Origin of the sequence: Vibrio sp. La 4.2.2 (assembly GCF_027586995.1) — a bacterium.
GTDB lineage: Bacteria > Pseudomonadota > Gammaproteobacteria > Enterobacterales > Vibrionaceae > Vibrio > Vibrio mediterranei.
Genome location: NZ_JAPPTJ010000002.1, coordinates 72,454 through 95,479, shown reverse-complemented (window position 1 = coordinate 95,479; position 23,026 = coordinate 72,454). Strand labels below are relative to the sequence as shown.

The following is a 23,026-nucleotide window of genomic DNA, read 5'->3' as shown; positions in this document are numbered from 1 at the left end:
GGACTAAGCCTGACTGTAGGGTTATCAGGCTTTAAATCGATTAGACGCTAATTTTCATATAACCTGAGATTGGCTGCGCGAGCTCAGTAAGACCCACTTTCAGTTCCATTGTCTTGTGTTCTAATTGTTTCCCCAGGCAATCAAAAGTGCTAACGGATACTGATTTCTCGCTCAAGCTTCTAAGAATGACTCTTTCGTTCATAGAACCATTGACGATGGTAATATCGTTAATACCATCATGAAAGACCTCAACAGGTGTATCAGAGAAGACAGCGACTACCTTTTGATGATCCAGTGAAGACTCGACGATCGGATACTGCATTTCTGGGTTGCAAGTTTTAATCTTGCCTTTCATTAAAATATCTTTATGTTTTACCCAAAAACCAAGCCAGTGCTTAACCATCGTTAAGTGAGAGTCTGATAGTTTTCGCATGTTGGGAGAGATTTGAGGCACCGCAAATAGGGAGTTAATAAAGTGTAAGCTAGCACTTTCGACTGTGTCCTCAGGTGACCAAGTAAACATATCGGAGTGAACGGAAGTACTACCCGAAAAAGCTCTCAAATCAACAATGCCCATTCGATTCCCAATAGGATCATTTGGACAATCATGAACCCTAAACAAGTTGCCATACTTTCGGATCATCGAACCGATATATCTCTGCCTAAACTCAATCATTATATTAGGGTTTAGAGCTTCCAGAGTTCGGCGAACATCGACCATCAGCATGTCTACTGCTTCTGGAAGAGATTCTGTGTCTCTTTTTGGGTCTGGCGACAAAGCACTACCTTGCGCATTTGTCATGTCAAACTCGTCAATGAAATCCAGCTTTAAACCGTCAAGATTGTATTCACGTACTACTCGACTGAATGTTTCCACTAGATAATCTCGAACCTGTGGGTAGCGCGGATCAAGCGTCCCAGTTTCATTCTGTTCACTATAGAACAATAAATAGTCTTCAAATTCGTTCCATCTCTCGCACCCCTTCCCCATAAACGGTACGCTGAGCCACAACATATATTTCATGCCCATACCCTGAACATTGCGTACATGCTGGGCAAAATCTGGAAATCTCGATGTTGCTACCTGCCAATCACCGCAGTATTTATAACCTCGATTGTTGTCATCCGTCTGCCAACCATCGTCGAGGATAATTGTTTTACACCCTGCCGATACGGTCATCTCGCACTGCGCTTCAATTTCCTGCTGAGAGAGATCTTGATGGAATGCATACCATGTTGAATAAACTGGTTCCAAGGCTGCTTCAGGAACTTGCATTTGCTCGCCACCAAGTAGCTTTTCGTGCCACAAAGCCATAGATTCAATCGCGTCAAATACTGGTATGTCTCTTGTGTCTAAGCGAAGCGTTCCTCGGTAAGAGGTTAGCTCTTCATTCGATTGACTAAACAGACGAAGTCTAATTCTGCCAACATTTTCTTCCTCGTATGCTCCCGCATGAACGTTAACGATGTTTTTGCAATCCGAAAATGCAAAAGCCAAGCGGCTTTGGCTACGTTGAGAGTAAAAACACCCTACCGGAGCGACATGGCTAATATGACTTGAGTAGTATGGCCACCATTCTGGGATACCCTTGTTACGCAATGCTTTGGGGTTACCGTGAGGGCACGGCGTCCAGAGGCTGTGCATGTCGATAAAGGGAAAATGGACGTCTACGGTTACTTCAGGGAACCTAGTGGGTTCTTTTGCTGAAACCTCAATATCTAAAAACACAACCTCCTCATCAAAACGAGGAGTTGCAGTTACCTCTACAGCATTTGTATCGAGACAAGTTGCTTCAAACGTCAAATAATCTACTAGCTTCATTATTTATCTCTATCTACACGAATCAAAAATTATAAGTTTACGAACAGCTGTTCGTAAACTTATAAGAATTTGCCTTGCGTGTAAGTGATCCACCGCACATTCAGTATGCTCTAGTCAAAAAACGTGATTTAGATCTACAAACTGACTACTTGAGCGTATGATATTTGTTCGTGAGAGAAACTCTTTTGCTGGTATTATTTTCGCAGCCATTCATTAGAGGTTGCCATGTCTCAAAAACCAATCAATGCAACGCAGATCGCTAAGCTCGCGGGAGTCTCTCGAAGTACCGTATCAAAAGTCATCAACAACTACCCTGATATCCCAGAGGACACAAAAGCCAAGGTTCTATCGGTAATTGAGAAGCATAAGTATCAACCAAATGCCTTTGCTCAAGTACTTAAGGGGGTGCCACAGACCGTGATCGCTCTTTATGCGTACGCTTACGAGGTGGATATGGAAACTGATTCTTTGAGCTCATTAGAATCACCCTATGTCATGGGAATAATTTCTAACTTCATTAAAGCTGCAAAAAACCACAACCATAAACTTGTTGTGGAACTCATAGAGTTCGGAGATAACGAACAAGAAGTTGAAGCACAAATACGTAAAGACTTTGATTCAAAAACCATTGCGGCTGCGGTTTTTCTCGGGCTTTCTAACGACGTCAAGTTTATAGATAACTTGATAGAGGATGACTATCGAATCGCAGTGATAGATCGAGAGATCAAAGAGGCTAAGAAGAGTATTAATATTTTCACCGACGATTTCGGTGGCGCTAGACTCGCCGTTGAACACTTATACGAACAAGATTTCAACTCTATCGCTTTTATCGGTGGTTTGGACAACAAACACTCTGCTCATAGTCGACTAGAAGGTTATCGAAGCGCTGTACTTGAAGCCAATGCGAAGCAAGTTGTATTTGATGCACTTTTCTCGGAAAAATCAGGAAAGGAAGCTGCCCACAAAGTGCTTGGAATGACCTCTCGTCCAGACGCTTTTGTATGTGCTGCTGATGTTATCGCTTATGGCTTCATTCAAACACTTAGAGAACACGACCCTGATTATTTGAATCAAATTGGCGTCGTAGGATTCGATAACAGCCCTTTCAATCAATATCAAAGACCATCACTTAGCTCTGTTGGTGTCGACTTTAGCCAAATAGCCGTAACCACCATAGAAGCGCTATTAGGTAATTCAGAAGCTACGAAGTACACCGTCCCAATGTCACTAAACCAAAGAGATTCAAGTTCCAAAGGGCGTTGAGATAGCATATTGGGAAGTAATAAGTTATTTACTATCCAATACCCACCTTCGATCTCAAATAGAACACCATCTTCGTGAAAACGAAGATGGTGTTCTATAGCGTGTAGATTACTGAATATGTAAACCAGGTCATGTTAACTAGATATACGACACGCTGTAGGAGATTCTCTTTATCAAGGGAATAACGGTATATTTTTGTACCAAAGTGACGTTGATAACAGCACATAAGTGGGTCAGTAGCTTATTAAAATATGCGTTAGATGCTCACTACCGTACGTTTTCATTGAGCTTTATGGTTACTTAGCTGTTTCCCGTTTATTAGATTTCCCTACTAGCTTGATGTCTGGATGCTTATGAGAAACAATTTCTACACACTCATCGGAGGTTGCAATTAAGTGGGACCATTCATCTTCATAGCCAGAAATAAACGTTATTGGACTTTCTTTACTCCATAGATGCCCTTTAATAAGAGCACAATTTGGGAATCTATCCCCTACCGCCCAAAGTTCGAGTAAACCACCTTCATCTAACAGGCGAAACCCACTTACCATATCAAACATGACATCGTATAGACTTTCAGTTTCTTCATGGAAGACGCTTACTATCAATGCGTAATCTTCATGCCGTTCACTTCCTTCAAGCTCGTAACCACTACCATCTGGATACGTCACTGCAAAATGCCTTCCATTCCATGATAAATCAACGATATATATCGTTCCTTCACTGAATGGAGTGTCCCAATCTTTAACTTCCATATGTCTGATCCTATTCACCGTCCCGAGCGACCTAGTGCTTGTTGGCTGATTGTTCGTGGGTTTCATCGTTCAATATTGCAGTCTTTCTAAACCAGTTCAATTACCAACCATTAGTTTATTTTTGGTTGAACACATCAAACAGCACCTTTGAACCTTGTAAGAGAATCCGAACTAAACAAGATCAGCGAAAGTTGAACAACTCTGAATGAAAATTCTTTGTGTCGAATCTGATTGCCTTAAGTTGACCCAGCAACGCCTTCCTAAATCCAACAGGACCGCAAAACCAAATGCTTCGCTGCGCAATATCAGGATGTTTTTGGCGTATCTGCTCAATAGACAAAAAAGGTTTTAGCCGATTATCGATCACATGAAACTCAATGTTTGCTTTTCTGGCTGCACTTTCCATCTCTATGATCAAAGAAGGCGATGGGCTCTCGGTACAATAATAGAAAACAACTCCACCTCTATCTGGTTGTTGGGCGAGTTCATCCAATCGGGCTTTAAACGCCGCGCAACCAATCCCTCCAGCAATCCATACTTGCTTTTTACTATCGTCAAAATCGAACTTGCCATACGGACCTTCAACTTCTATCTGTTGTCCTATTTGAACTTGCTTATGAATGTTGCCAGTAAAGTCGCCAAGAGCCTTAATTAAAAAGCTTACATTGCGCTGTTTACTATCTACTGAAGCGATAGTGAACGGGTGAGGTTCTTCGCTGCCGATCCTTACAAACGCAAACTGACCAGCTAAATGACCTCTCCAACTTGGAAGATGGACGGAAAGTCGCGTCGTATGATTTTCTTTGCTATAAACCACCTCACTGATAGTGCCAGCATGTTTGTTGTCTTTGCCAATCCACCCAATCACACTCAAAATGGCAGCCGTAATGCCCGCAAGAACAACGAACACAGTGATTGGTGTGATAATGTTATCCCAATAAGAGTGTTTGAGAAGAATCAGCGAGTGATAGCCGATAGCGATAAAGGCAATCGCCATCAGTTTATGAGTCCATCTAAAAAACTTATAGCGAACAGGAGCAAATAACGCCAATACCGTTAAAACGACAAATAAGTACAACGTCCACTCGCCCATTGTTTCCGCACTGCCACGCAAAGGACGAATTAGAGCATAGAAAGAGTCAGGGTCGATGGACGAAGCACCACGCTGAGGTCGTTCAATATATCCCGCACGCACCAGTTGTTTTGGTACGATAGCAAGTAGCCAGTGAATAACGCCTATGATAACAGCATAAATTGCTACCCATTTATGTAGGCGATAAGACTTATCTAAGCCTCGGGTAAAATTCTCAATCAGTGGTAATCTCAAAGCGAGCAACATCACTAGAGTTAATAGAAGTACTGAAACGATACCCGTGATTTGGATTAAGGCGCTTCGCCACTGCATGAAGGTTTCATTGGCGACCAATGAAGGCTCCGCTTGAAGCCAGATAAAGATGATAGCCAGGATGAGGGCGAGCACCATTGAATAGAGTTTGTTCATAATAACGCTCCTGTTGAGCTTTAACTCTACTCCTTCTAATGTAACCCTACGTCAGGGAGAGTAAATCAGTGTAAATGCTTAATCACTCTCTTCCACCAGCTGACTATTGGTCATCTTAGATAAAAGCTCAGCGATTCGATTTCTCATATCGCGCCTATCCACAATCATATCTAACGCCCCATGCTCCAAAAGAAACTCACTTTGCTGAAAGTCTTCTGGCAATTCTTCACGTACGGTTTGCTCAATGACTCTGCGTCCAGCGAAGCCAATTCTTGCTTGGGGTTCACCAATATTAATGTCACCTAGCATAGCGATGCTAGCAGACACACCGCCATATGTTTGGTCAGTGAGGACGGAAATATAAGGTAATCCAGCCATTGATAGTTGATTCAAAGCGGCACTGGTTTTGGCCATTTGCATCAATGCCATTAAAGATTCTTGCATCCGTGCACCACCACAAGCTGAAAAACACACTAGGCCACAATTGCTATCTCTCGCGACGTTAACAGCGTGAACAAACCGAGCGCCTGCTACCGCCCCCAAAGAACCAGCCATAAACGAAAACTCAAACGCGCAGGCAACAACAGGCAACCCCATAAGCTGTCCCTTCATTGCGACGAGGGCATCTTTCTCCCCAGTTTCTTTTTGTGCTGAAGCTAAGCGGTCGGTGTAATGCTTTTTATCTTTAAAACCCAAGATATCTTCTGGTTGATAGTGACTTGCAATTTCAACCTGTCCCTCGGTATCTAAGAAACTAGCGAGACGCCGACGTGCTGTTATTCGCATATGGTGACTACATTTGGGGCATACCTCCAAACTCAGTTGCAACGCTTTGTTGTAAAGAATGTGGCTGCATTGAGAGCACTTTCTCCACAAACCTTCGGGTATGTTTGCTTTGCGATTACTAACCAGTTTTTTTCTATGTAATAGCTTTTCAAGCCAACTCATGCGCGTTTATACCTTCGTGATTTAATTGATTTCATCATTGTATAAACTCGTAATTAGCAATAAAGTGTCGATATTGAGTTACTTAATCCAACATTTTGGGACAATAAGTCGTGCTTGAGAGAATTGACCAACAATGGCTAAAGAGCTTTCATTGTGTGTACGAAAACATGAGCTTTAAACGTGCCGCGGAGTTTCTCCAACTTCCAACCTCCAATCTCAGTCGCCATATCAGCTTGCTTGAAGAGCGACTTGATACCCGACTCTTCGATAGAACGACTAGAAGAATTGCGCCGACAAGTGCTGGGGAGCACCTATATCTACTCACACAGCCACTGCTAAATAAGCTTAATGATGCACTTGAAGAGGTTACGTATCATTCTCAAGAGGCCGTTGGACAGTTGAGAATACTGATGCCCGACTCCCCTGTGTTGGCTAATGCCGTGGTAAGTTTCTGCGAAAAACACCCCTCAATATCGCTTAGTTGTGATACCAGCGTCAGCCCCAAGGAGGACTTATTCAACGGGTTCGATGTAATTTTAAAATTCCATCGTGGGAATCTTGACGATACCAATTTGGTAGCGAGGGAAATTAAACGCTGGCCTAGTATTGTAGTCGGTGCTCCGGAACTTCTTGATCGTTACCCTAGACCCTTTAAGACCACTGACTTACAACACATTCCTTGCATTAGCAGTCTGACCGCGATCAATGGCGAACCGTGGGTTTTCAAAACGGACAGCGGTGAACGAATTACCCAAAAAGTTAAGTCTTCTTTTAAGGTCAATAGCGGACATCTCGCTAAAACAGGCGCGCTCTCTGGTATAGGGCTGGCAATTCTCCCTAGAGACATATGCCAAGGTGAACTGAGTTCTGGTGCTTTGAAAGTGATAGAAATGGAACATCAACCTGATGACTTGGTGCTATATGCATTTTACGCGTCAAGAAGGCATGTAGCCAACAAGATACCGTTGTTCATTGAACATATTAAGCACTGTGCGCATTTTGACGGTTGAATAATACTGTTTCCCTAGTAATACTCCGCACCGTAAACTCGCTTTCCTGTAAAAAACTGAAACCATGAAAAAACCTGTTTTGCTCTTGAGCCTCATACTTATATCTTTCTTTTCATCTGCCTCAACGCTCGATGAGTCTATAGCATCAATTGAGCAACGAATCTCGGGACGCATCGGCGTCTCCGTTTTGGATTCCAGAAATCAACAGCAATGGCACTATCGAGGCAATGAACGCTTTCCTATGATGAGCACGTTTAAAACTCTGGCATGCGCAAAGATGTTACATGACGCTGACTCAGGAGAGCTAGACAAGAACGCTTTGGCTCCCATAACGTCTGACAAACTTATTCCTTGGTCACCGGTTACAGAGAAAATGGTGGGCAGTTCCATTACCGTCAGCAAAGCTTGTGAAGCGACAATGGAAACGAGCGACAACACTGCAGCCAATATCGTTCTGCATTCCATAGGGGGACCTCAAGGACTCACTGAGTTTCTACGTTTGAACCAAGATGACGTGACTCGATTAGACCGCATTGAACCAGAGTTAAATCAGGCACTTTCAGGCGATAAACGGGATACAACAACACCAAATGCGATGAATACCACACTGCATCGTCTTCTATTTGAAGGGGCCCTGAATCAAGGCTCGAAAAATCAGTTAATGGCTTGGATGCAAGGGAACACGGTTTCAGATTCATTGCTACGATCGGTTCTACCGCAAGGATGGTCTATCGCAGACCGCTCTGGTGCAGGCGCTAATGGTTCACGTGGTTTTACTGGTGCTATTTGGGCTGACAATCGCAAACCATTGGTCATCAGCATTTATCTAACACAAACCGACCTATCGATGTCTGAACGTAACCAAATCATCAACGAAATTGGTGGGCTGATTTTCCAGACGTATGCTCTCAAGTAACGAACTAAGCACAGCGCTAACTTAATAGAATGCATGCCGCCACTAATTATATTCCCTCACGAAGACAGTGGTCGGCATGTTAACTCATTGAATGAATCTTACGCAGAAGCTCTAAGTCGGCGCTCTATCTGAAATCACCTTACCATCTTTAATAGTAATAATACGTTTAGTACGCTCTGCTAATGCATTGTCGTGAGTAACAATAATGAGTGTTCTGCCTTCCTCATGAAGTTGATTAAACAATGCTTCAATCTCAGCGCCTGACTTCGAGTCCAATGCGCCTGTGGGTTCATCAGCTAGGATAATTTGAGGGTCATTTACCAAGGCTCTAGCAATGGCAACTCGCTGCTTTTGACCACCAGATAGTTGGTTTGGTTTATGGTCAAGGCGGTCCCCTAAGCCTACCTGCTCTAGCAGTCTTGCCGCACGCTGGCGACGCTCTTTAGCTTTAATTCCGCCGTACACCAGAGGTAACGCTACATTGTCGAGTGCGGTAGCGTATTCAAGTAAATTGAAGCTTTGGAACACAAAGCCAATCTTCTGGTTTCTAATTGTAGCTAGAGCATTAGCGGTTAAACTCGCGACGTTCTGCCCTGCTAATAAATAGTCACCATCGCTAGGTTTATCTAGGCAGCCAAGCATGTTCATTAGGGTTGATTTTCCAGAACCCGAGGGACCAAGAATCGACAGGAATTCACCTTGGTTAATGGTTAAGTCAACGCCATCTAATGCACGTACTTCCATTTCACCACTAGCGTAGTATTTGCAAATATTAGTCAGCTCAACAAGAGGCATATTTGCCAAGCTTTGTTTCGCGTTATTGTTACTCACTTTGTAATGCCTCCAGCGGGCTGACTTTGGCCGCTCTGTTGGCGGGTAGCCAAGCCGATGCGACACCGATAATCATTAGGGTAACGATAACAATCGCGACCACAATCCAAGATAATTCAGGAACAGGCTTTCCGAGTTGTTCATAGAACGCATTTCCCTCAAGGCTGATGGTGCTAATCGCAGAGATCAGAGCGTAAGTGACACCTAACCCTAACGCGCCACCCATCATCATGGTCATAAGAGATTGAACTAAATAATGAACACGGATAGCCGTAGGCGTTGCCCCCACCGCCATACGAACGCCAATATCGCGAGTTGAACGCTTTACCGTCGCATACATGACATTGGCAATCCCAACACCCGCCACCGCAAGAGTGACAAAACCAATAATGCCTAGGAAGCTTTGTAAGCCAATAAGAAACTGCTGCATACTTTTTTGTCGTAGGAACATGTCTTCCACTTGAACTACTTGCTCGTCATGGACGCTTGCTCCGTGTTTACGAGCGATGACTTGGCGAATGATTTGCGCCAACCTTTTGCGGTCCACATTGGCTTTAGGTTCGACGTTTATACCGCCAATGTCTCCATTGGTGTGAAACCGTTGCCAAGTAGCCAGCGGTACAAAGCTCGAATAGTTAATGCCATCCCCTTGCTCAACTCGTCCGCTATTCTTCGCCAAAACCCCAACAACCGTAAATTCCTCACTGCCAATTTTCACCTTTTTTCCAACAGGATCCGCTTGTAAAGTCACCGTCGCAAACCAGTTATAGTCGTCAGTTGGATTAAACAGGTCTGCAGCCAATGAATAGCCAAGCACAACCACTTTGCGCATCTGCTTTTGGTCTAGCGGGTTCAACCATCGCCCTCCCGGCAACGGGATTAGGTTAGTCATCGACGCAAAATCGGTCGGAACAGCTATCGGCTGTTTCCATGAACCTCTATCGCCAACCGTGATGTTTTCGTTCCATTGAGCAGTAGGAGCGACACTGGCTACTTCAGGTAACGCCTTGATAACTTGGACATCCTCTTTTTTTAACTTAAGAAACTTACCTTGGTGGAAAGCGCCATGGTCGATACTGGCGATGCCGCCAGTTAAGTAGATCAAGTTGCCATTGCCATTTTGCGCCGTTTTCAGTACTCCTTGACGAATACCCTCACCGACAGCAAGCATGGCAGCAATACATAGCGTTGCCCAAGCCACCGCCAATATGGTTAAACCCAAACGCAACTTTTCTGCTGACATTTCCTGAAAGATTTGTCTTATTGGTAACAACATCGCTACGCCCTCGCACTTAAGGCAATAACCGGTGTAAGGCGTGAACCTCGCCTCGCGGGAAAATAAGAGGCCATCAACGCTAAAATCAGAGTCACCAGTAGCGACCAAGCAATGGAGCCTCCAGTTATCACTGGTGTGCCTAACCACTCGGGAAGAGCGATGGAGTTAAGTAACATCACAGTAGCAAAGGCAAACGCCAACCCTAGCGCCGTTCCAACGGCGACAAGAATAAGCCCTTCAAGGATAAACTGATTCAGAATCGATTTTTGCGTTGCTCCCACTGCTAGGCGCACACCAATTTCTCTGGTTCTTTCGGTAACAGACAGGAACATAATATTAGCAACACCAAGCGCACCAACTGCCATGGTCATGGCGCCACTTGCGCCCAAGAATATCTGGATACCTCTGAAGATCCCCTTAATCATGGAAGCACCCTCGCTAAAATCTGGCATATCAATAGCGTCTCTATCTGTGGGATCAAAATGAAGCAGCTTCGAATAAAAATCGGCAACACTTTTTCTAAACGAATGCGCATCCATGCCCTCAATAGGCTTCATTAACAGCATCCATGGTTTAACGTTCCATAAGTCACGATAAGTAGTTTGAGGAATGTACACAGTGCGACTATCACTGAAAAAGCTGGCGGAATCTTCATCTTTGAGCACGCCAATCACCAGAAAAGGAATGCCGTTCACTTTGACGGTATGACCAATGGAGAGGCCTCCCATCTTAGCAATTTGGTCGCCTAACACTGCTACACGAGTGTGATTAGCAATATCACTAGGCGAGATATGGCGCGAGGTGGGTTCGAACTTACTTTGCATAAGGGAGAAATAGCTCGAGTCGATACCGTTTACACTGCTCGATAAGTTTTGCCCTTTTTCATTGGTAACGCTGGCATCCCATTTGGCGTAAACACTGGACACAGCGTCGACGAAGCCGGTGTTTTTTATTCTTTCAACTTGTTCTTGGGAAATGGTGATCTGGCGTCTAGAAGGTAAGCCTTGCCAGGCCTTGCTGGTACTAGAAGGAAATGCAACCTGTACATTATTCATCAAGAAAGATAGCTGTTGAGTTTGGTGACGATAAAAGCCCTCTCCAAGTGCAATCAACACCACCACGGAGATGACACCCCAAGCAATGGCAATAATTGCGAGCGCACTTTTCATGCGGTGCGCCAGCAGAGTTTGCCATGTTTGCTGCAACAGATTGGTCATGAGTTAAGAGCTCGAGATATCAATGCGATCGTGTCATCATCCAGCTTTCCTGCCGTTTGCAATAAGCCTATGCGCTGGCGCCAATAATTGTACAGATTGGTTTGTAGACTGTTTTTTGCTTCAAACAGGCTGTTGTGGGCGTTGATTACCTCTGACACTTCCAGCAATCCAGCATCGTATAGTTTCTCTTTACTCCGCAGAACTTTCTCTCGAGATAGCACCAGTTTGTCTGCCATCAGCACTTGATTCCAATTGATTCCCACTTGAGTAAATTGCTGCACCACGCGTTTATGGATATCGATCTCTACTTTGCGAAAGTCCTGCTTGGCGCTGAGAATATTAAGTGATGCTTCATCTACTTTGGCACGCGTCGAGCCATTGAGGTCAATGGGGACACTCAGAGTAATACCGGCACTGAACTCACCATCTTTGCGTTGGTCACCACCGTTGTATCCCACATCTCCCTTTAATGTAGGGTAATAGCCACCTTTGGCAGAATCTCTCGCAAATTCGCTCGCTTTAACATTCTGCGCCGCCACCAGCAACTCTGGACTGCTGTCTTTCGCAAGCTTTAACCATTGTTGTTGTGAGTTCACCAACATAGGTGGCTCTGCCAGGGACTCGGTACGAATTTGGTCAACATTTTGCGGCGTTTGATTGATAAGTTCGGCAAGCGTTGCTCTTTTTACTTCTAAGTCAGCTTGCGCACTCAAAATACCAGCTTGTTCAGATACCTGAGTTGCGCGAATCTCTTCTACGTCCACCGATTTTACTTTACCGGCGCGGTAGCGCTTCTCGATAATCTTCAGCAGCTTATTGCCTTCTTCTAGCTTAGACTTGGCCAGTTGAAGATCTCCCTGCGCACTTGCTACGTCCAAATATGAAGACAACAGTCTTTGCGCCAACTCGTTGTGTGAGCGAGAAAGCTCTAGTTGTGCTTTGATGTATTTCGCATTCGCCAGATCTAAATCTGACCATAAACTGCTATCCCAAATGGTTTGAGACAGTGTTGCCCCGTAGCTATTCGAATTGTCTGTCGACTCACTCCAATTAGCAGAGGCATTGGCACTTAAGCCTGGGAGTAGAGAACTGCGCCGTGCCTCAACTCCCACTTCACCCAGTTGCACGCCAATTTTAGCTTTTTCATAATTCGGGTCATTTTGTTTTGCCTGTTGCCAAGCTTGCTCTATAGAAATCGCATAACTTGGTAAACTCAAGGTAGTAATTAATACCGCGCACCCTAATTTCGACAACGATAACTTAGCCATGTGTAACTCCTGCCATCATGCTGTTGTCGATAATCTCTTCGTTCAACTCAACTCCGTCGAGCACCTCGACATTAATGCCATCTGACAGACCGAGTTTCACTGGTTGTGTGTGAAAACCCTGCTCAGAAGCATCGGGGATCAATACATTGGGTGTGTCGCCGTTAAATTGCAGTGCTCGCTCAGGCAGGGTTAAGACGTTTTCTGACTTCTTCAGGGTAATTTTAGCTGTCGAGGAGAAACCTGAACGCAACACAACCCCTTTAGGGATCGACAGCTCACCCACCTCAACGCCAAATCCATTGTCGAAACTCTTTGCCGACGAGTTACTTGCTGGTGAATTTAAGTTTTCAGACTGAATAGCAACCTTGGACAGTACTCCGGTAATTTCCACATCAGGGTACGGTGCAACGGTCAACACAACAGGCATTCCTGGAGACAATTGAGCGGCGTCATGTTCACTGACACTGCCTTTGAAAATTAAACTATTCATATCCGCTAGCGACATCATGGCGGTGGCTTCTTGGTTGGATTGGGTGGAGATTATTGGTTCACCAACTTCAACTTTGCGATTAAGAACCGTACCATCAATCGGCGCGTAGATAGTGGATGTCAGACGAGCATTACCGATGGAGGCTTCACCGCTACGAATAAGCTCAAGGTTCTGACGCTTTTGCAACACATTGGCTTGAGCAGATTTCACCGACGAACGAGCGCTTACGTACTCATCGTAGTTCTTAGGAATAATGTCCTGCTCAACTAAGCTCTTTAAGTTGGCAAGCTTTTGCTTGGCTGATTCAAGCTCTGCTTCACTGCGCATCAAATCGGTTGAAGCATCGGTTAACGCTTGAGGTGTTGGATTAGGACGAACCTTGATGAGCGGTTGACCTTGTTTGACTTTTTCACCGACGCTGACATAAATCTCACCTACTATGCCATCAATCTGAGATTTGATGGATACTGAGTGAGCGGGCACGATATTACCAACGGCCACCGCCTGTTTCTCAATGGTTCCTTTTTCTACCGCCAGAGTAGGAAAAGCTAACGGCTGCTCCGAAGATTGTAGATAGAAATACGCACCACCGCCGAGCAGCGCCATACACACAGCCGAGACCATCCAAGTTTTTGCCATCATTCACACCAATTATTGATACACGAGCTTGTGACCAGCTCGTGAATATAAAGTTCTAGGATGATAGCGACTTTAGTGCATGAAATTTGTCATGCTTGGTATGGTTTATGTCATCGGTTTTGTTGGCAATAGCTGAATCGCTAAGGGGTAATGAGACGTTAGAATACGTGGATATAGGGATAAAACGATAAGATGGAACAATTAAACTTATTTAGTCTCTATCGTCATATTCAGTCTTTGTAAGTGAACGTTGAGTGGCTAACTGTGTTTAGTGTATTGAACATTGTTGTGTTAATAGCAAATCATTAAGCACAACTATAATGAATTATCATTGCGGCCAAAACTAGTCCGCAATGATTTCTATCTAATCTTAATCAGCGTTGCTCTATTGATTTCGATTCTTCTTTTTCTTACCCGTTCCAGCCGGTTTTGCTCGTGGTTTCATGGGTGCGAAATAAGCTTCACTCTGGTCATCATCCACTTCAAATCCCGCAACTTGTTCGCGTTCAAGACGGAACTTATTTTTCTTTTCTATCACTTTAAAGTGATGGTAGTCGTCATAATCGATAAGAGATAAACCAAGACCAACTTCTCCTGCGCGGCCACTGCGCCCGATACGGTGCATATAATCGGCGGGACTACGTGGCAGGTCAAAGTTGATTACGACTGGTAGCTTTTCAATGTCAAGGCCACGAGCTGCGATGTCGGTTGCGATCAGGACTTGAATGTCGCCAGATTTAAACCCTTCTAACACACGTGTACGAGCACCCTGCCCTTTATCACCATGGAAAACCTCTGCAGTGATACCGCGTTTTGATAGCTTTTGTGCTAAATGGTTACAGCTATTTTTGGCATTAACAAAGATTAACGCTTGTCGCCATTGATGCTGTTTGATTAAGTGCGCGAGTACCGCCGTCTTTTGACCTTTATTCACGCTAAACACACGTTGCACGAGAGTACTGGTCTCAGCACTTTGCAATTGCACTTCAACAGGGTTGCTAAGTAAGTGCTGCGCCAGACTTGTTACTTTCTCAGGGAAAGTTGCTGAAAATAGTAACGTCTGTTTTTTCTCTGGTAGCAAAGCAAGAATTTTGTTGAGCTCTTCTGTAAAGCCTAAGCTCAACATACGGTCCGCTTCATCTAGTACTAGTGTTTGCACTTGGTCTAGCTTAATAGCATTACTTGATACCAGATCAAGTAATCGTCCAGGTGTTGCCACAACAATGTCGCTGCCACCTCGAAGCGCTAGCATTTGAGGGTTTGCTGAGACACCACCGAATACAGCAACCGTTTTTATCTCATTTCGTAGATGATATGAGTATGATTTAACGTTATACGCCACCTGTGACGCTAGCTCGCGCGTAGGAACAAGAATTAGGTGAGAAACCGTGTTGCCACGACGACTGTTAGGTTTGTCCTGTTGACAGATTTTTTGCAGAATCGGCAGCGAAAACGCGGCAGTTTTACCAGAACCCGTATTCGCACCACCAACAAGATCACGCCCTTCAAGTAGGTAAGGAATGGTGTGAGATTGGATTGGAGTCGGTTGGCTGTATTCCAACTCCTCTAGTCGCTCAACTAGGGTTGGAATCAGACCTAGGTCAGCGAATGTTGTTGGAGATGTTTTGTCAGTCATTACTCTCTGGGCTCTGGGCTAGATAAAGGCCGTGTATCTTAGTCTATTTACGACGTTGACGTTAGTAAAAATGAAACAAACCCGTCGTTTTAACCACCTGCTCAAGGCTTAGCTATCAAAATGATAACCTCGTTATCGCCACTAACTATCAACTTGACACCTTGTTACCCTTTCGAGATTCACGGTTAATCACCACTAAACTCGGAGATCGGCACGCTCACAAATCCATCAATCAAAAATTAATTATTACCATCGCAAAACTCCAACGAGTCTCTAAAAAGCTAAACGTAATAATCGGTTGTCAAAGCTCTTGGAACATAACTTGCTCTATTGCTGACGAATTTATTAAGTGGTGAATAGAAGGACGTAGTATGAAGTTAACATATGAAGTTGAGGATAAACCGCCATTTGGAACATCGTTACTATTAGCATTTCAACATATGCTGGCGGCTATGGGGGCAATCATTGCGGTGCCTTTAGTTGTGGGAAGTGCCATTGGCCTTCCGACTAATGAAATGATTGTCTTAGTTAATGCAGCGTTACTGGTATCGGGAGTCGTTACTATCATCCAATGTAAAGGCGTTGGAGTAATAGGCATTAGACTTCCGGTTGTTATGGGCACAAGCTTTACGTTTGTTGCTATCTCTATCTCTATTGGCATTGAATCTGGTGTTGCTGCCATCTTTGGAGCGGCATTGGTTGGCTCCTTGGTCATGATCATTGGCTCCAAATTTATGCCTCAAATACGCAAGTTGTTCCCGCCCGTCGTGTCCGGAACGGTCGTTGTATTGATCGGTCTTACCATACTCCCTGTCGGTATCGACTGGATCGCGGGAGGCTTTGTAGGCCAAGAAGGATACGGACGGTTAGAAAATCTCGCCCTCGGCACTTTTGTTCTTTTATTGATTATCGCTATTTCTAACTTTGGCAAGGGGATCTTCGGTGCGGCATCTATCGTTATTGGTATTGCTGTTGGATATCTGATTGCGTTGGCATTGGGCATGGTGGACTTTACTCCTGTAAAAGAGGCGACCGTTTTTGCTACTCCAGACCTATTGCCGTTTGGCATTGAATTCACTGTAGCTGGCATTATCGGTATGTCCATCGCTTACTTGGTCACTATTATGGAATCTACAGGGGATTTCTTAGCCCTAAGCGATGCCACCAAAACTAAGCTCACGGGTAAAAAACTTTCCAGTGGTATCTTATGTGATGGAGTGGGCAGTGCTTTAGCGTCCATTGTCGGCACGACACCGTTTTCTTCATTCAGCCAAAACGTTGGTATTGTCTCGATTACTGGTGTTGCAAGTCGCCACGTGGTCGCCTTTACTGGTGTCATTATGGTTTGTGCAGGGTTGATTCCTAAGATAGGTGGCCTAGTCGTTACTATTCCTAGCAGCGTGTTAGGCGGTGCTGGCATCGTTATGTTCTCAATGATCATCTCATCCGGTATCAACATTCTGTCTCGTCTGAACTTTACCAAGCGCGATATGTTGATTGTTGCTCTGGGTGTCGCCGCCGGAATGACAGTGACGATTCGTCCTGAAACATTGACCTACTTCCCAGATTCCTTAAGAGTTATTCTAGGTTCGGGAATTACCACAGGTTCTCTCGTTGCACTTGGTTTGAACTTAATATTGAAGGTTGACGTGACCGACGAAATTGAAAGTGCAGAAGAAAAGAAAGTGCTGTTTGATGAATCGTTCAAGCAAACGAAAAATATGGCTGAACTTGAGTCTGAGAAGGCTAAAACAGTAGGGCTAGAGTGCGATTAATCCAAAATTGTTAAATCAGCTCAGCTAGTTTTCTGGTTATGAAATACCTCAACCACGCTGCCAACAAGCGGCGTGGTTTCTTTGCAAACTGTATTGCTACTTTACTCGCTGACAAACACGTACAGGTCACCTCGACAATGATTGATACTGTACTCGATTGGACGCCCTGAATTATCAAACGCGGTTTGCTCAATGAGCAATACGGGAGTTGTCGAGTCTATATTAAGCTTCTCAAGTGACTCTTCTGTTGGCATTTTTGCCGACACACGACTTTGCGTTCTTGAAGGTGTTATGTTTTGACTGTGGAAGTAATCGTACAACGATAACTGGATGTCATCTGGATCTTGAATCAAATCAGACGGAACGTAAGATTCTTCAATTGATACCGCTTGCTCATCGATATAACGAACGCGCTTCAAAAGAAACACTTCCTCCCCCTCTTTAAGGTTTAGGGTTTGAGCAATTTCCGCCACACAAGATACAGTGTCTTTCTTGATCCAAAGCGTATCTGGCTTTTTCCCTTTTAACACGACTTGTTGAGAAAAACCTGTCGCAGCTTTACCTGAATACTCTACCGTGTCGCTAATCATGGTTCCCAAACCACGAGAGCGAACAATGACGCCATCTTTATCGAGCACGTCTAACGCTTTTCGAATCGTTATCCTTGAGACACCTAACAAATCGCTGAACTCGCGCTCCGTGGGAATAAAATCTCCACTTTTTAAGATTTTCTGTTCAGTGGCGACCTTTACTGATTCAGATATCTTCATATACAGCGGTGATTTATCTTTTTGTTCAATACGAGTCAGTATCAGTTCGATAAGAGGCTGGTAGGTTGTCATAACGTTCTTATTTTTATCAGCAATTTTTGCATTATACCTGATATTGGAAAGGATTAGATAGGGCGACGAAAAAAGCTGAAACAGGCAAGTTTCAACTTTTTATTTATCTCACGTGACAGCAACGACTAGCTTCGCATCCCCTTTTGGTTTGACCACAAGCAACAATATCGTAGCAACAAAAACTAAAACAGCGCACGTAGAGTAAGCGAGATCGTAAGTTCCAAATGTATCGACCGACCAGCCCGCGAGCACTGGGCCAATAAATCCTCCAACGCCCCACGCCGTGTATAAAATACCGTAGTTGGTGCCGAAGTTTTTCAACCCATATAGCTCCGCCATAACAGAAGGGAAAACTGCAAGTAAAGCGCCATAGCCAATACCGGCTAAACCTGCACCAAGAATTAAGGTGAAAGACGAATCAAATTGAGCAAACAGCAGCATATTTACTAATTGTAGTAACATAGCTAGAGCAAGGGTTTTGATCGAACCGATCTTATCACTCAATAAGCCAGTGGCTAATCGACCGCCTGAGTTGAAAATTGCTAACGCTACTACCAAATATGCACCATCTATAATGTTCCCTTGTTCTGATGCGATCGAGGTAATGTTTGCGATGATCATTAGCCCTGCAGATGCCCCAAATGCATAAGCAAACCATAGTAGATAAAAAGGACGCGTCGATAGCATATCTCGCCATAGCACGTCGGTACTTTGAGCTTTAGCTTTCGATTCACGTTTCATGTTTGCAGGTTTAGGTTTGAAATCTGAAGGTGGATTGGTGAAAGAGCACGCCAAAGGAAACGCAATCAGCAACAAACCAAGCCCAAGGATCTGCAAACTCACTTCTAACCCGAGTTCAGAAATCAGCACACTAGTTAGAGGTGCAAGATACAGTGCCGCCAAGCCAAAGGCTGTAGCCAGCGCGCCATTGACCATTCCTTTTCTGGAAGCGTGAAACCATTTCATTGCAGTCGGATTAAGACACGCATAAGAAAAACCAATACCGGAACCTGTCAACATTCCAAAGCTCAAACATAAGTTCATGGGAGTAATAGATAGACTCGATAATGCCATCCCTCCACCAGCCATTAATGTACCAAGCATCAGTACCTTCTTCGGGCCAATTTGATCTTGAATACGCCCTGCCACCAGAAGCGCTAATGATAATGTGACGATAGTAATGGTATATGGCAAAGACGCTTGCGTGTGGCTCCAGCCTAATTCAATAAGGGCATTTTTAAACACACTCCATGTATAAAGCACACCGATGCACAGATTAATCCCGCAACCTATGGCTAGGATCCTTATAGCTTTGTTATTCATGATAATTACTTATGAGCATCGCTCGGAGCCGAACGACCTTCGATTAGATTGATGGTGAAAGTGATGAGGCTTAACTGAGTGTTAAGCCCCTTTTATAATTACAATATTTTAATATTGTCGAAGATAATCTGAGATTCTGACAACATTTGGAGCACAGTCACCGCCTTCATGACTAACTACGTATGATGCAACTGCATTACCGAGAAGGACAGCATCGGCCAGTTCCCACCCTGAACTCAAACCAGCAAGCACACCACCAGCATGAGTATCACCGGCCCCAATCGTATCAACAACCTGCGCCGCAAATGGTGCAACGACTCCATGAGACTCTCCATTGCTAAATAGCGCACCGTCACTATCAATTCGTAAAATCAACGGGCAGTGATAACGTGAATACCATTGTTCCACAAAGCGTTGACTGTCTTTCATCCCTAGGTGCTCTGCTTCTTGACGGTTAAGCGAAATGATTGGCTTCAAGAGCAACAACCGCTCAAGTAAAACCGGTTCGATGTCAGCGATACGCGGACCAAAATCGATAAACAATTGAATAGAATTTGGTAGCGTTTCTAACCAATTGATAATTTCTACGCCACAATCTGAAGCTAGCTGGTAACCAGATAAATAGATAATCGCGTCATCATTGATCGATAGCTGACTTAGATTTTCTCTATTCCAGTTGTTTTCCACACCACTGACAGAAAGAAACGTTCTTTCGCCATCTGGTTCAACAAGGGCTAAGCACCAGCCATTGTCTCCACTTGGATCGGTTAGGTTGCTTTGTAGTCCTTTCTCCTCCATTGAGTGACGAATTAAGTCTGCCCATTTTCCACTTCCGATGGGTAAAGCATTGGTCGACTGCAGGCCTAGACGTTTAACTGCAATCGCGATATTAAGCGCACAACCACCAATATGAATGCCCTTTTCTTGCATTTCCAAGTCACCGCCTCGCTCAGGTAAGCAAGGGGTTTCGGTCACAATGTCGACGACAGCAGCGCCGATTAAGCATAATTGACGTTTGTTGTTAAGTGTCGGTATTAATTCAATTAGTGCATTATGAGGCATGGCCCTGCTCCTTAGCTTCCCGAAGAGAAAGGAATTTGCACGCGTATTCTTCAAAGTTTAGCTGGTTTTCATTATCTAACTGCTGCTTGAGCGCAGCGTCAATTGCTTGAATACCATTCAATGCACCGCAAATTGCTGTTGCCATTGCGCCAATGGTATCAGTATCACCACCTAGGTTTGCACACAAAATTGCACAGCGGTTTGGATCAGTTTCGGCCAGTTCAACCATCGCAATCGCTGCCGGTACAGACTCAATCGTACTTACACCAGCGCCCACTAGGTTATAGATTTTCTCCATTCGCTCTTCGATACCACATCTCTCTTCTGCCACCTGCAGAGCTAGTTCGACACGTGATGCCATAGATGCACTGAACGTCGTGACATTCTTTGTTTGTGCAGTATGAGCAATCGTTGGTAGTTGATCTTTAATCTCTGTCCAAGAGTGCCCTTCAATTGCTTTCGATATTGCCCAAGCAATAATGACAGCTCCTGAAATGGCAACATCCGACTTGTGAGTAGGACTTGAAGCTAATGCAACTTGCTCGATGAAGTCGTCATGGTTATTTGTTGGTAACAGGCAACCCATAGGCGACACACGCATCGCAGCGCCATTAGTTACTCCATTGTTCTCCAACTCACTAATCGCTACTCCTTCTTTAATCGAGCGCATTGCCGCTTTTGAACTTGGGCCAAAAATATTTTTATTAAACGCATCAAATCCTTCTGCCCACGTTAGTACATTACGAGCGATGACTTCAGGAACAATTTGACCATCACATTCTATAATTGCGTCAGCCAACGCAAGTGCCATTGATGTATCATCGGTAAATTGACATGCTTTAAAGTAACACGCAGCATTGTTATCTTCAGGACCATCAAGAAAACGGTCAATCCAACCAAAATGGGCTTTTACTCGACTGCGAGGCCAAAGTTCAGATGGCATCCCCATTGAGTCACCGAGTGCTTGACCATAAAAAGTGCCAAGGATTCTGTCTTGTTTTGTAATCGTCATCTTACTTACCAAAAAAAAGGGTTAAACGTCCTGCCCAACATGAATTAAACACATCGGGCAGGGCTGAAATTTAAGCTTGTGCTTTTTGTTCTGCACTAGAGGAATCTTGCTGATCAGCCATTTGGATTGGTTTTATCTCACCATTAGGCTCACGGAAGAAATACATAAAGATGGCTAGGATGATCGCGATCATGACACCACCAAATCCCCACATACCTGCCCAGTCAAACGTTAAGCCGTTTTGTGGTGTGTCGTATGCAAACATTTTTTCCATTAAGACACCACCAAGGCGATAACCAAGCAAGCTACCGATACCCTGACAACCTAGCGTAATCAAACCTTGAGCAGCAGTACGCATGTGTGCTGGCGCTTTCTTATCAACATAAATATAAGCGGTTACAAAGTAGAAGTCGTAGCTTACGCCGTGTAGCAAAATGCCCAAGAACAATAGTGAGTACAGATACCATGTGTCTGCGCTGCCGTAGACAAAGAATCCATAACGGATGGCGGCCGTAGCAAGACCAAGAAGCAATACCTTTTTAATACCAAATCGTTTAGTAAAGAATGGTAGTGCTAACATAAAGAAGATTTCAGAGAACTGACCCAGCGTCATCCAACCTGTTGCGTTACTCATACCTACTTCTGTTAGGAAGCCGTTTGCAAAGATGTAATAAAACGCGAGTGGCATACTAAACATGAATGAACATACAAAGAACGCCAAGAAGTTTCGATCTTTCAATAGCACCATCGCATCAAGACCAAGCATGACTTTTAAGTCTAGTTTTCCGGTACTCTTTGGCGGTGTATTAGGCAAAGTTAAAGCGAATATGCCTAATAACGCTGAACTTGCAGCCGTAATAATAAGCGGAATATTGCTTGAAGAAATGTCACCGTAACCTAACCAAGAAGGCAAAAAGCCAATCGCAACACCCGAGGCAATCCAACCAATCGTCCCCATCACACGAATGCGTGGAAAATCACGTTCGACATCTTCTACATTAGAAAAAGCAATGCTGTTTGTCAGTGCAATCGTTGGCATGTAGGTCAGTGAATAGCCAAGTAAAAGCGGGAAAAAGGTGGCGAATTCAGTTTGTTGTGCCGCTAAATACATGAGTACCGCGCCTGCCAACAACATCACAGAGAGTACTTTCTGCGCTGGGAAAAATCGGTCGGTGATAGAACCTACCAAGATTGGCGATAAGATCGCTGCAATTGCAGTACAAGCGTATGACCATGCAATCTCTGTTGGGGTAAAACCGTTGGTACTTAGTATTTGCCATAACGGGACGAACCATGCGCCCCATATAAACCATTCAATGAACATCATTGAAGATAGTTTGATGTTTGTCGTTTTCATTTCTAATCCTTAGGTACTGTAGGGTACAAAACAATGGTACTATTCAAAGTAATACCAATACAATACCAAGGTGGTATTTTTGT

19 protein-coding genes are annotated in these 23,026 nt (G+C 44.3%); 4 read left to right on the top strand and 15 right to left on the bottom strand.

Going from position 1 to position 23,026, the window contains the following annotated elements:
• Positions 1 to 40 precede the first annotated feature (40 nt).
• On the bottom strand, positions 41 to 1,822 hold the full coding sequence (locus tag OH456_RS03630) for a glycoside hydrolase family 36 protein (protein ID WP_270032818.1): 1,782 nt from the start codon (positions 1,820 to 1,822) through the stop codon (positions 41 to 43).
• Between the two features lie 225 nt (positions 1,823 to 2,047).
• On the opposite strand from OH456_RS03630, the gene OH456_RS03625 reads away from it, so the two are divergent.
• On the top strand, positions 2,048 to 3,085 hold the full coding sequence (locus tag OH456_RS03625; protein WP_268667148.1) for a LacI family DNA-binding transcriptional regulator: 1,038 nt from the start codon (positions 2,048 to 2,050) through the stop codon (positions 3,083 to 3,085).
• A gap of 296 nt (positions 3,086 to 3,381) precedes the next feature.
• On the opposite strand, the gene OH456_RS03620 is transcribed toward OH456_RS03625, so the two are convergent.
• The 3 genes from OH456_RS03620 to accD form a co-directional block, all read right to left on the bottom strand.
• Positions 3,382 to 3,840: a hypothetical protein gene (locus OH456_RS03620; protein WP_268667149.1), complete on the bottom strand. Its 459-nt coding sequence runs from the start codon at positions 3,838 to 3,840 to the stop codon at positions 3,382 to 3,384.
• Positions 3,841 to 4,021: 181 nt separating this feature from the next.
• The gene (locus tag OH456_RS03615; RefSeq protein ID WP_270032817.1) at positions 4,022 to 5,341 is read right to left on the bottom strand and encodes a ferredoxin reductase family protein; all 1,320 of its coding nucleotides are present in this window, start codon (positions 5,339 to 5,341) and stop codon (positions 4,022 to 4,024) included.
• A 78-nt stretch (positions 5,342 to 5,419) separates the two neighbouring features.
• On the bottom strand, positions 5,420 to 6,289 hold the full coding sequence (accD, locus tag OH456_RS03610; RefSeq protein WP_270032816.1) for an acetyl-CoA carboxylase, carboxyltransferase subunit beta: 870 nt from the start codon (positions 6,287 to 6,289) through the stop codon (positions 5,420 to 5,422).
• Between the two features lie 110 nt (positions 6,290 to 6,399).
• Here accD and OH456_RS03605 point away from each other — a divergent pair, with 110 nt between their 5' ends.
• Entirely contained in the window at positions 6,400 to 7,299 is a 900-nt protein-coding gene (locus tag OH456_RS03605; RefSeq protein ID WP_240205531.1) for a LysR family transcriptional regulator, read from the top strand.
• Between the two features lie 64 nt (positions 7,300 to 7,363).
• The gene (gene bla, locus OH456_RS03600; RefSeq protein ID WP_270032815.1) at positions 7,364 to 8,215 is read left to right on the top strand and encodes a class A beta-lactamase; all 852 of its coding nucleotides are present in this window, start codon (positions 7,364 to 7,366) and stop codon (positions 8,213 to 8,215) included.
• A gap of 111 nt (positions 8,216 to 8,326) precedes the next feature.
• Here the strand turns inward: bla and OH456_RS03595 are convergent, their stop codons facing one another.
• The 6 genes from OH456_RS03595 to OH456_RS03570 all read right to left on the bottom strand — a co-directional run bounded on the left by OH456_RS03595 (position 8,327) and on the right by OH456_RS03570 (position 15,572).
• Positions 8,327 to 9,019 carry an ABC transporter ATP-binding protein gene (locus tag OH456_RS03595; protein WP_038221729.1) on the bottom strand — a complete coding sequence of 231 codons (693 nt, stop codon included), beginning with the start codon at positions 9,017 to 9,019 and terminating at the stop codon, positions 8,327 to 8,329.
• Positions 9,020 to 9,038: 19 nt separating this feature from the next.
• Complete coding sequence (locus OH456_RS03590) at positions 9,039 to 10,322, bottom strand: ABC transporter permease (protein WP_270032814.1); 1,284 nt, start codon at positions 10,320 to 10,322, stop codon at positions 9,039 to 9,041.
• A gap of 2 nt (positions 10,323 to 10,324) precedes the next feature.
• Positions 10,325 to 11,539 (bottom strand): ABC transporter permease, encoded by a 1,215-nt coding sequence (locus OH456_RS03585; RefSeq protein ID WP_270032813.1) that lies wholly within the window; start codon positions 11,537 to 11,539, stop codon positions 10,325 to 10,327.
• Positions 11,536 to 12,807 (bottom strand): TolC family protein, encoded by a 1,272-nt coding sequence (locus tag OH456_RS03580; protein ID WP_270032812.1) that lies wholly within the window; start codon positions 12,805 to 12,807, stop codon positions 11,536 to 11,538. Before OH456_RS03580 ends, OH456_RS03585 begins: the two co-directional genes overlap by 4 nt.
• Positions 12,800 to 13,936 (bottom strand): efflux RND transporter periplasmic adaptor subunit, encoded by a 1,137-nt coding sequence (locus OH456_RS03575; RefSeq protein WP_006069444.1) that lies wholly within the window; start codon positions 13,934 to 13,936, stop codon positions 12,800 to 12,802. The genes OH456_RS03580 and OH456_RS03575 overlap by 8 nt, the downstream gene beginning before the upstream one ends.
• A gap of 385 nt (positions 13,937 to 14,321) precedes the next feature.
• Positions 14,322 to 15,572, bottom strand: a complete 1,251-nt coding sequence (locus tag OH456_RS03570; protein ID WP_270032811.1) for a DEAD/DEAH box helicase — start codon at positions 15,570 to 15,572, stop codon at positions 14,322 to 14,324.
• 371 nt (positions 15,573 to 15,943) lie between these two features.
• Here OH456_RS03570 and OH456_RS03565 point away from each other — a divergent pair, with 371 nt between their 5' ends.
• Complete coding sequence (locus OH456_RS03565; RefSeq protein WP_270032810.1) at positions 15,944 to 17,347, top strand: uracil-xanthine permease family protein; 1,404 nt, start codon at positions 15,944 to 15,946, stop codon at positions 17,345 to 17,347.
• A 101-nt stretch (positions 17,348 to 17,448) separates the two neighbouring features.
• Here the strand turns inward: OH456_RS03565 and OH456_RS03560 are convergent, their stop codons facing one another.
• The 5 genes from OH456_RS03560 to OH456_RS03540 all read right to left on the bottom strand — a co-directional run bounded on the left by OH456_RS03560 (position 17,449) and on the right by OH456_RS03540 (position 22,943).
• Positions 17,449 to 18,189 carry a GntR family transcriptional regulator gene (locus OH456_RS03560; protein WP_006069435.1) on the bottom strand — a complete coding sequence of 247 codons (741 nt, stop codon included), beginning with the start codon at positions 18,187 to 18,189 and terminating at the stop codon, positions 17,449 to 17,451.
• 108 nt (positions 18,190 to 18,297) lie between these two features.
• Entirely contained in the window at positions 18,298 to 19,512 is a 1,215-nt protein-coding gene (locus tag OH456_RS03555; RefSeq protein WP_270032809.1) for an L-lactate MFS transporter, read from the bottom strand.
• 108 nt (positions 19,513 to 19,620) lie between these two features.
• Complete coding sequence (locus OH456_RS03550; protein WP_006069433.1) at positions 19,621 to 20,574, bottom strand: PfkB family carbohydrate kinase; 954 nt, start codon at positions 20,572 to 20,574, stop codon at positions 19,621 to 19,623.
• On the bottom strand, positions 20,564 to 21,586 hold the full coding sequence (locus OH456_RS03545) for an ADP-ribosylglycohydrolase family protein (RefSeq protein WP_270032808.1): 1,023 nt from the start codon (positions 21,584 to 21,586) through the stop codon (positions 20,564 to 20,566). Before OH456_RS03545 ends, OH456_RS03550 begins: the two co-directional genes overlap by 11 nt.
• Before the next feature lie 70 nt (positions 21,587 to 21,656).
• The gene (locus OH456_RS03540; RefSeq protein WP_006069431.1) at positions 21,657 to 22,943 is read right to left on the bottom strand and encodes a nucleoside permease; all 1,287 of its coding nucleotides are present in this window, start codon (positions 22,941 to 22,943) and stop codon (positions 21,657 to 21,659) included.
• Between the last annotated feature and the right edge of the window lie 83 nt (positions 22,944 to 23,026).

Coding starts and splice junctions, on each gene's coding strand:
- OH456_RS03630 (WP_270032818.1), bottom strand. CDS start 1,822: ATGAAGCTAGTAGATTATTTGACGTTTGAAGCAACTTGTCTCGATACA.
- OH456_RS03625 (WP_268667148.1), top strand. CDS start 2,048: ATGTCTCAAAAACCAATCAATGCAACGCAGATCGCTAAGCTCGCGGGA.
- OH456_RS03620 (WP_268667149.1), bottom strand. CDS start 3,840: ATGGAAGTTAAAGATTGGGACACTCCATTCAGTGAAGGAACGATATAT.
- OH456_RS03615 (WP_270032817.1), bottom strand. CDS start 5,341: ATGAACAAACTCTATTCAATGGTGCTCGCCCTCATCCTGGCTATCATC.
- accD (WP_270032816.1), bottom strand. CDS start 6,289: ATGAGTTGGCTTGAAAAGCTATTACATAGAAAAAAACTGGTTAGTAAT.
- bla (WP_270032815.1), top strand. CDS start 7,364: ATGAAAAAACCTGTTTTGCTCTTGAGCCTCATACTTATATCTTTCTTT.
- OH456_RS03590 (WP_270032814.1), bottom strand. CDS start 10,322: ATGTTGTTACCAATAAGACAAATCTTTCAGGAAATGTCAGCAGAAAAG.
- OH456_RS03585 (WP_270032813.1), bottom strand. CDS start 11,539: ATGACCAATCTGTTGCAGCAAACATGGCAAACTCTGCTGGCGCACCGC.
- OH456_RS03580 (WP_270032812.1), bottom strand. CDS start 12,807: ATGGCTAAGTTATCGTTGTCGAAATTAGGGTGCGCGGTATTAATTACT.
- OH456_RS03575 (WP_006069444.1), bottom strand. CDS start 13,936: ATGGCAAAAACTTGGATGGTCTCGGCTGTGTGTATGGCGCTGCTCGGC.
- OH456_RS03570 (WP_270032811.1), bottom strand. CDS start 15,572: ATGACTGACAAAACATCTCCAACAACATTCGCTGACCTAGGTCTGATT.
- OH456_RS03565 (WP_270032810.1), top strand. CDS start 15,944: ATGAAGTTAACATATGAAGTTGAGGATAAACCGCCATTTGGAACATCG.
- OH456_RS03560 (WP_006069435.1), bottom strand. CDS start 18,189: ATGACAACCTACCAGCCTCTTATCGAACTGATACTGACTCGTATTGAA.
- OH456_RS03555 (WP_270032809.1), bottom strand. CDS start 19,512: ATGAATAACAAAGCTATAAGGATCCTAGCCATAGGTTGCGGGATTAAT.
- OH456_RS03550 (WP_006069433.1), bottom strand. CDS start 20,574: ATGCCTCATAATGCACTAATTGAATTAATACCGACACTTAACAACAAA.
- OH456_RS03545 (WP_270032808.1), bottom strand. CDS start 21,586: ATGACGATTACAAAACAAGACAGAATCCTTGGCACTTTTTATGGTCAA.
- OH456_RS03540 (WP_006069431.1), bottom strand. CDS start 22,943: ATGAAAACGACAAACATCAAACTATCTTCAATGATGTTCATTGAATGG.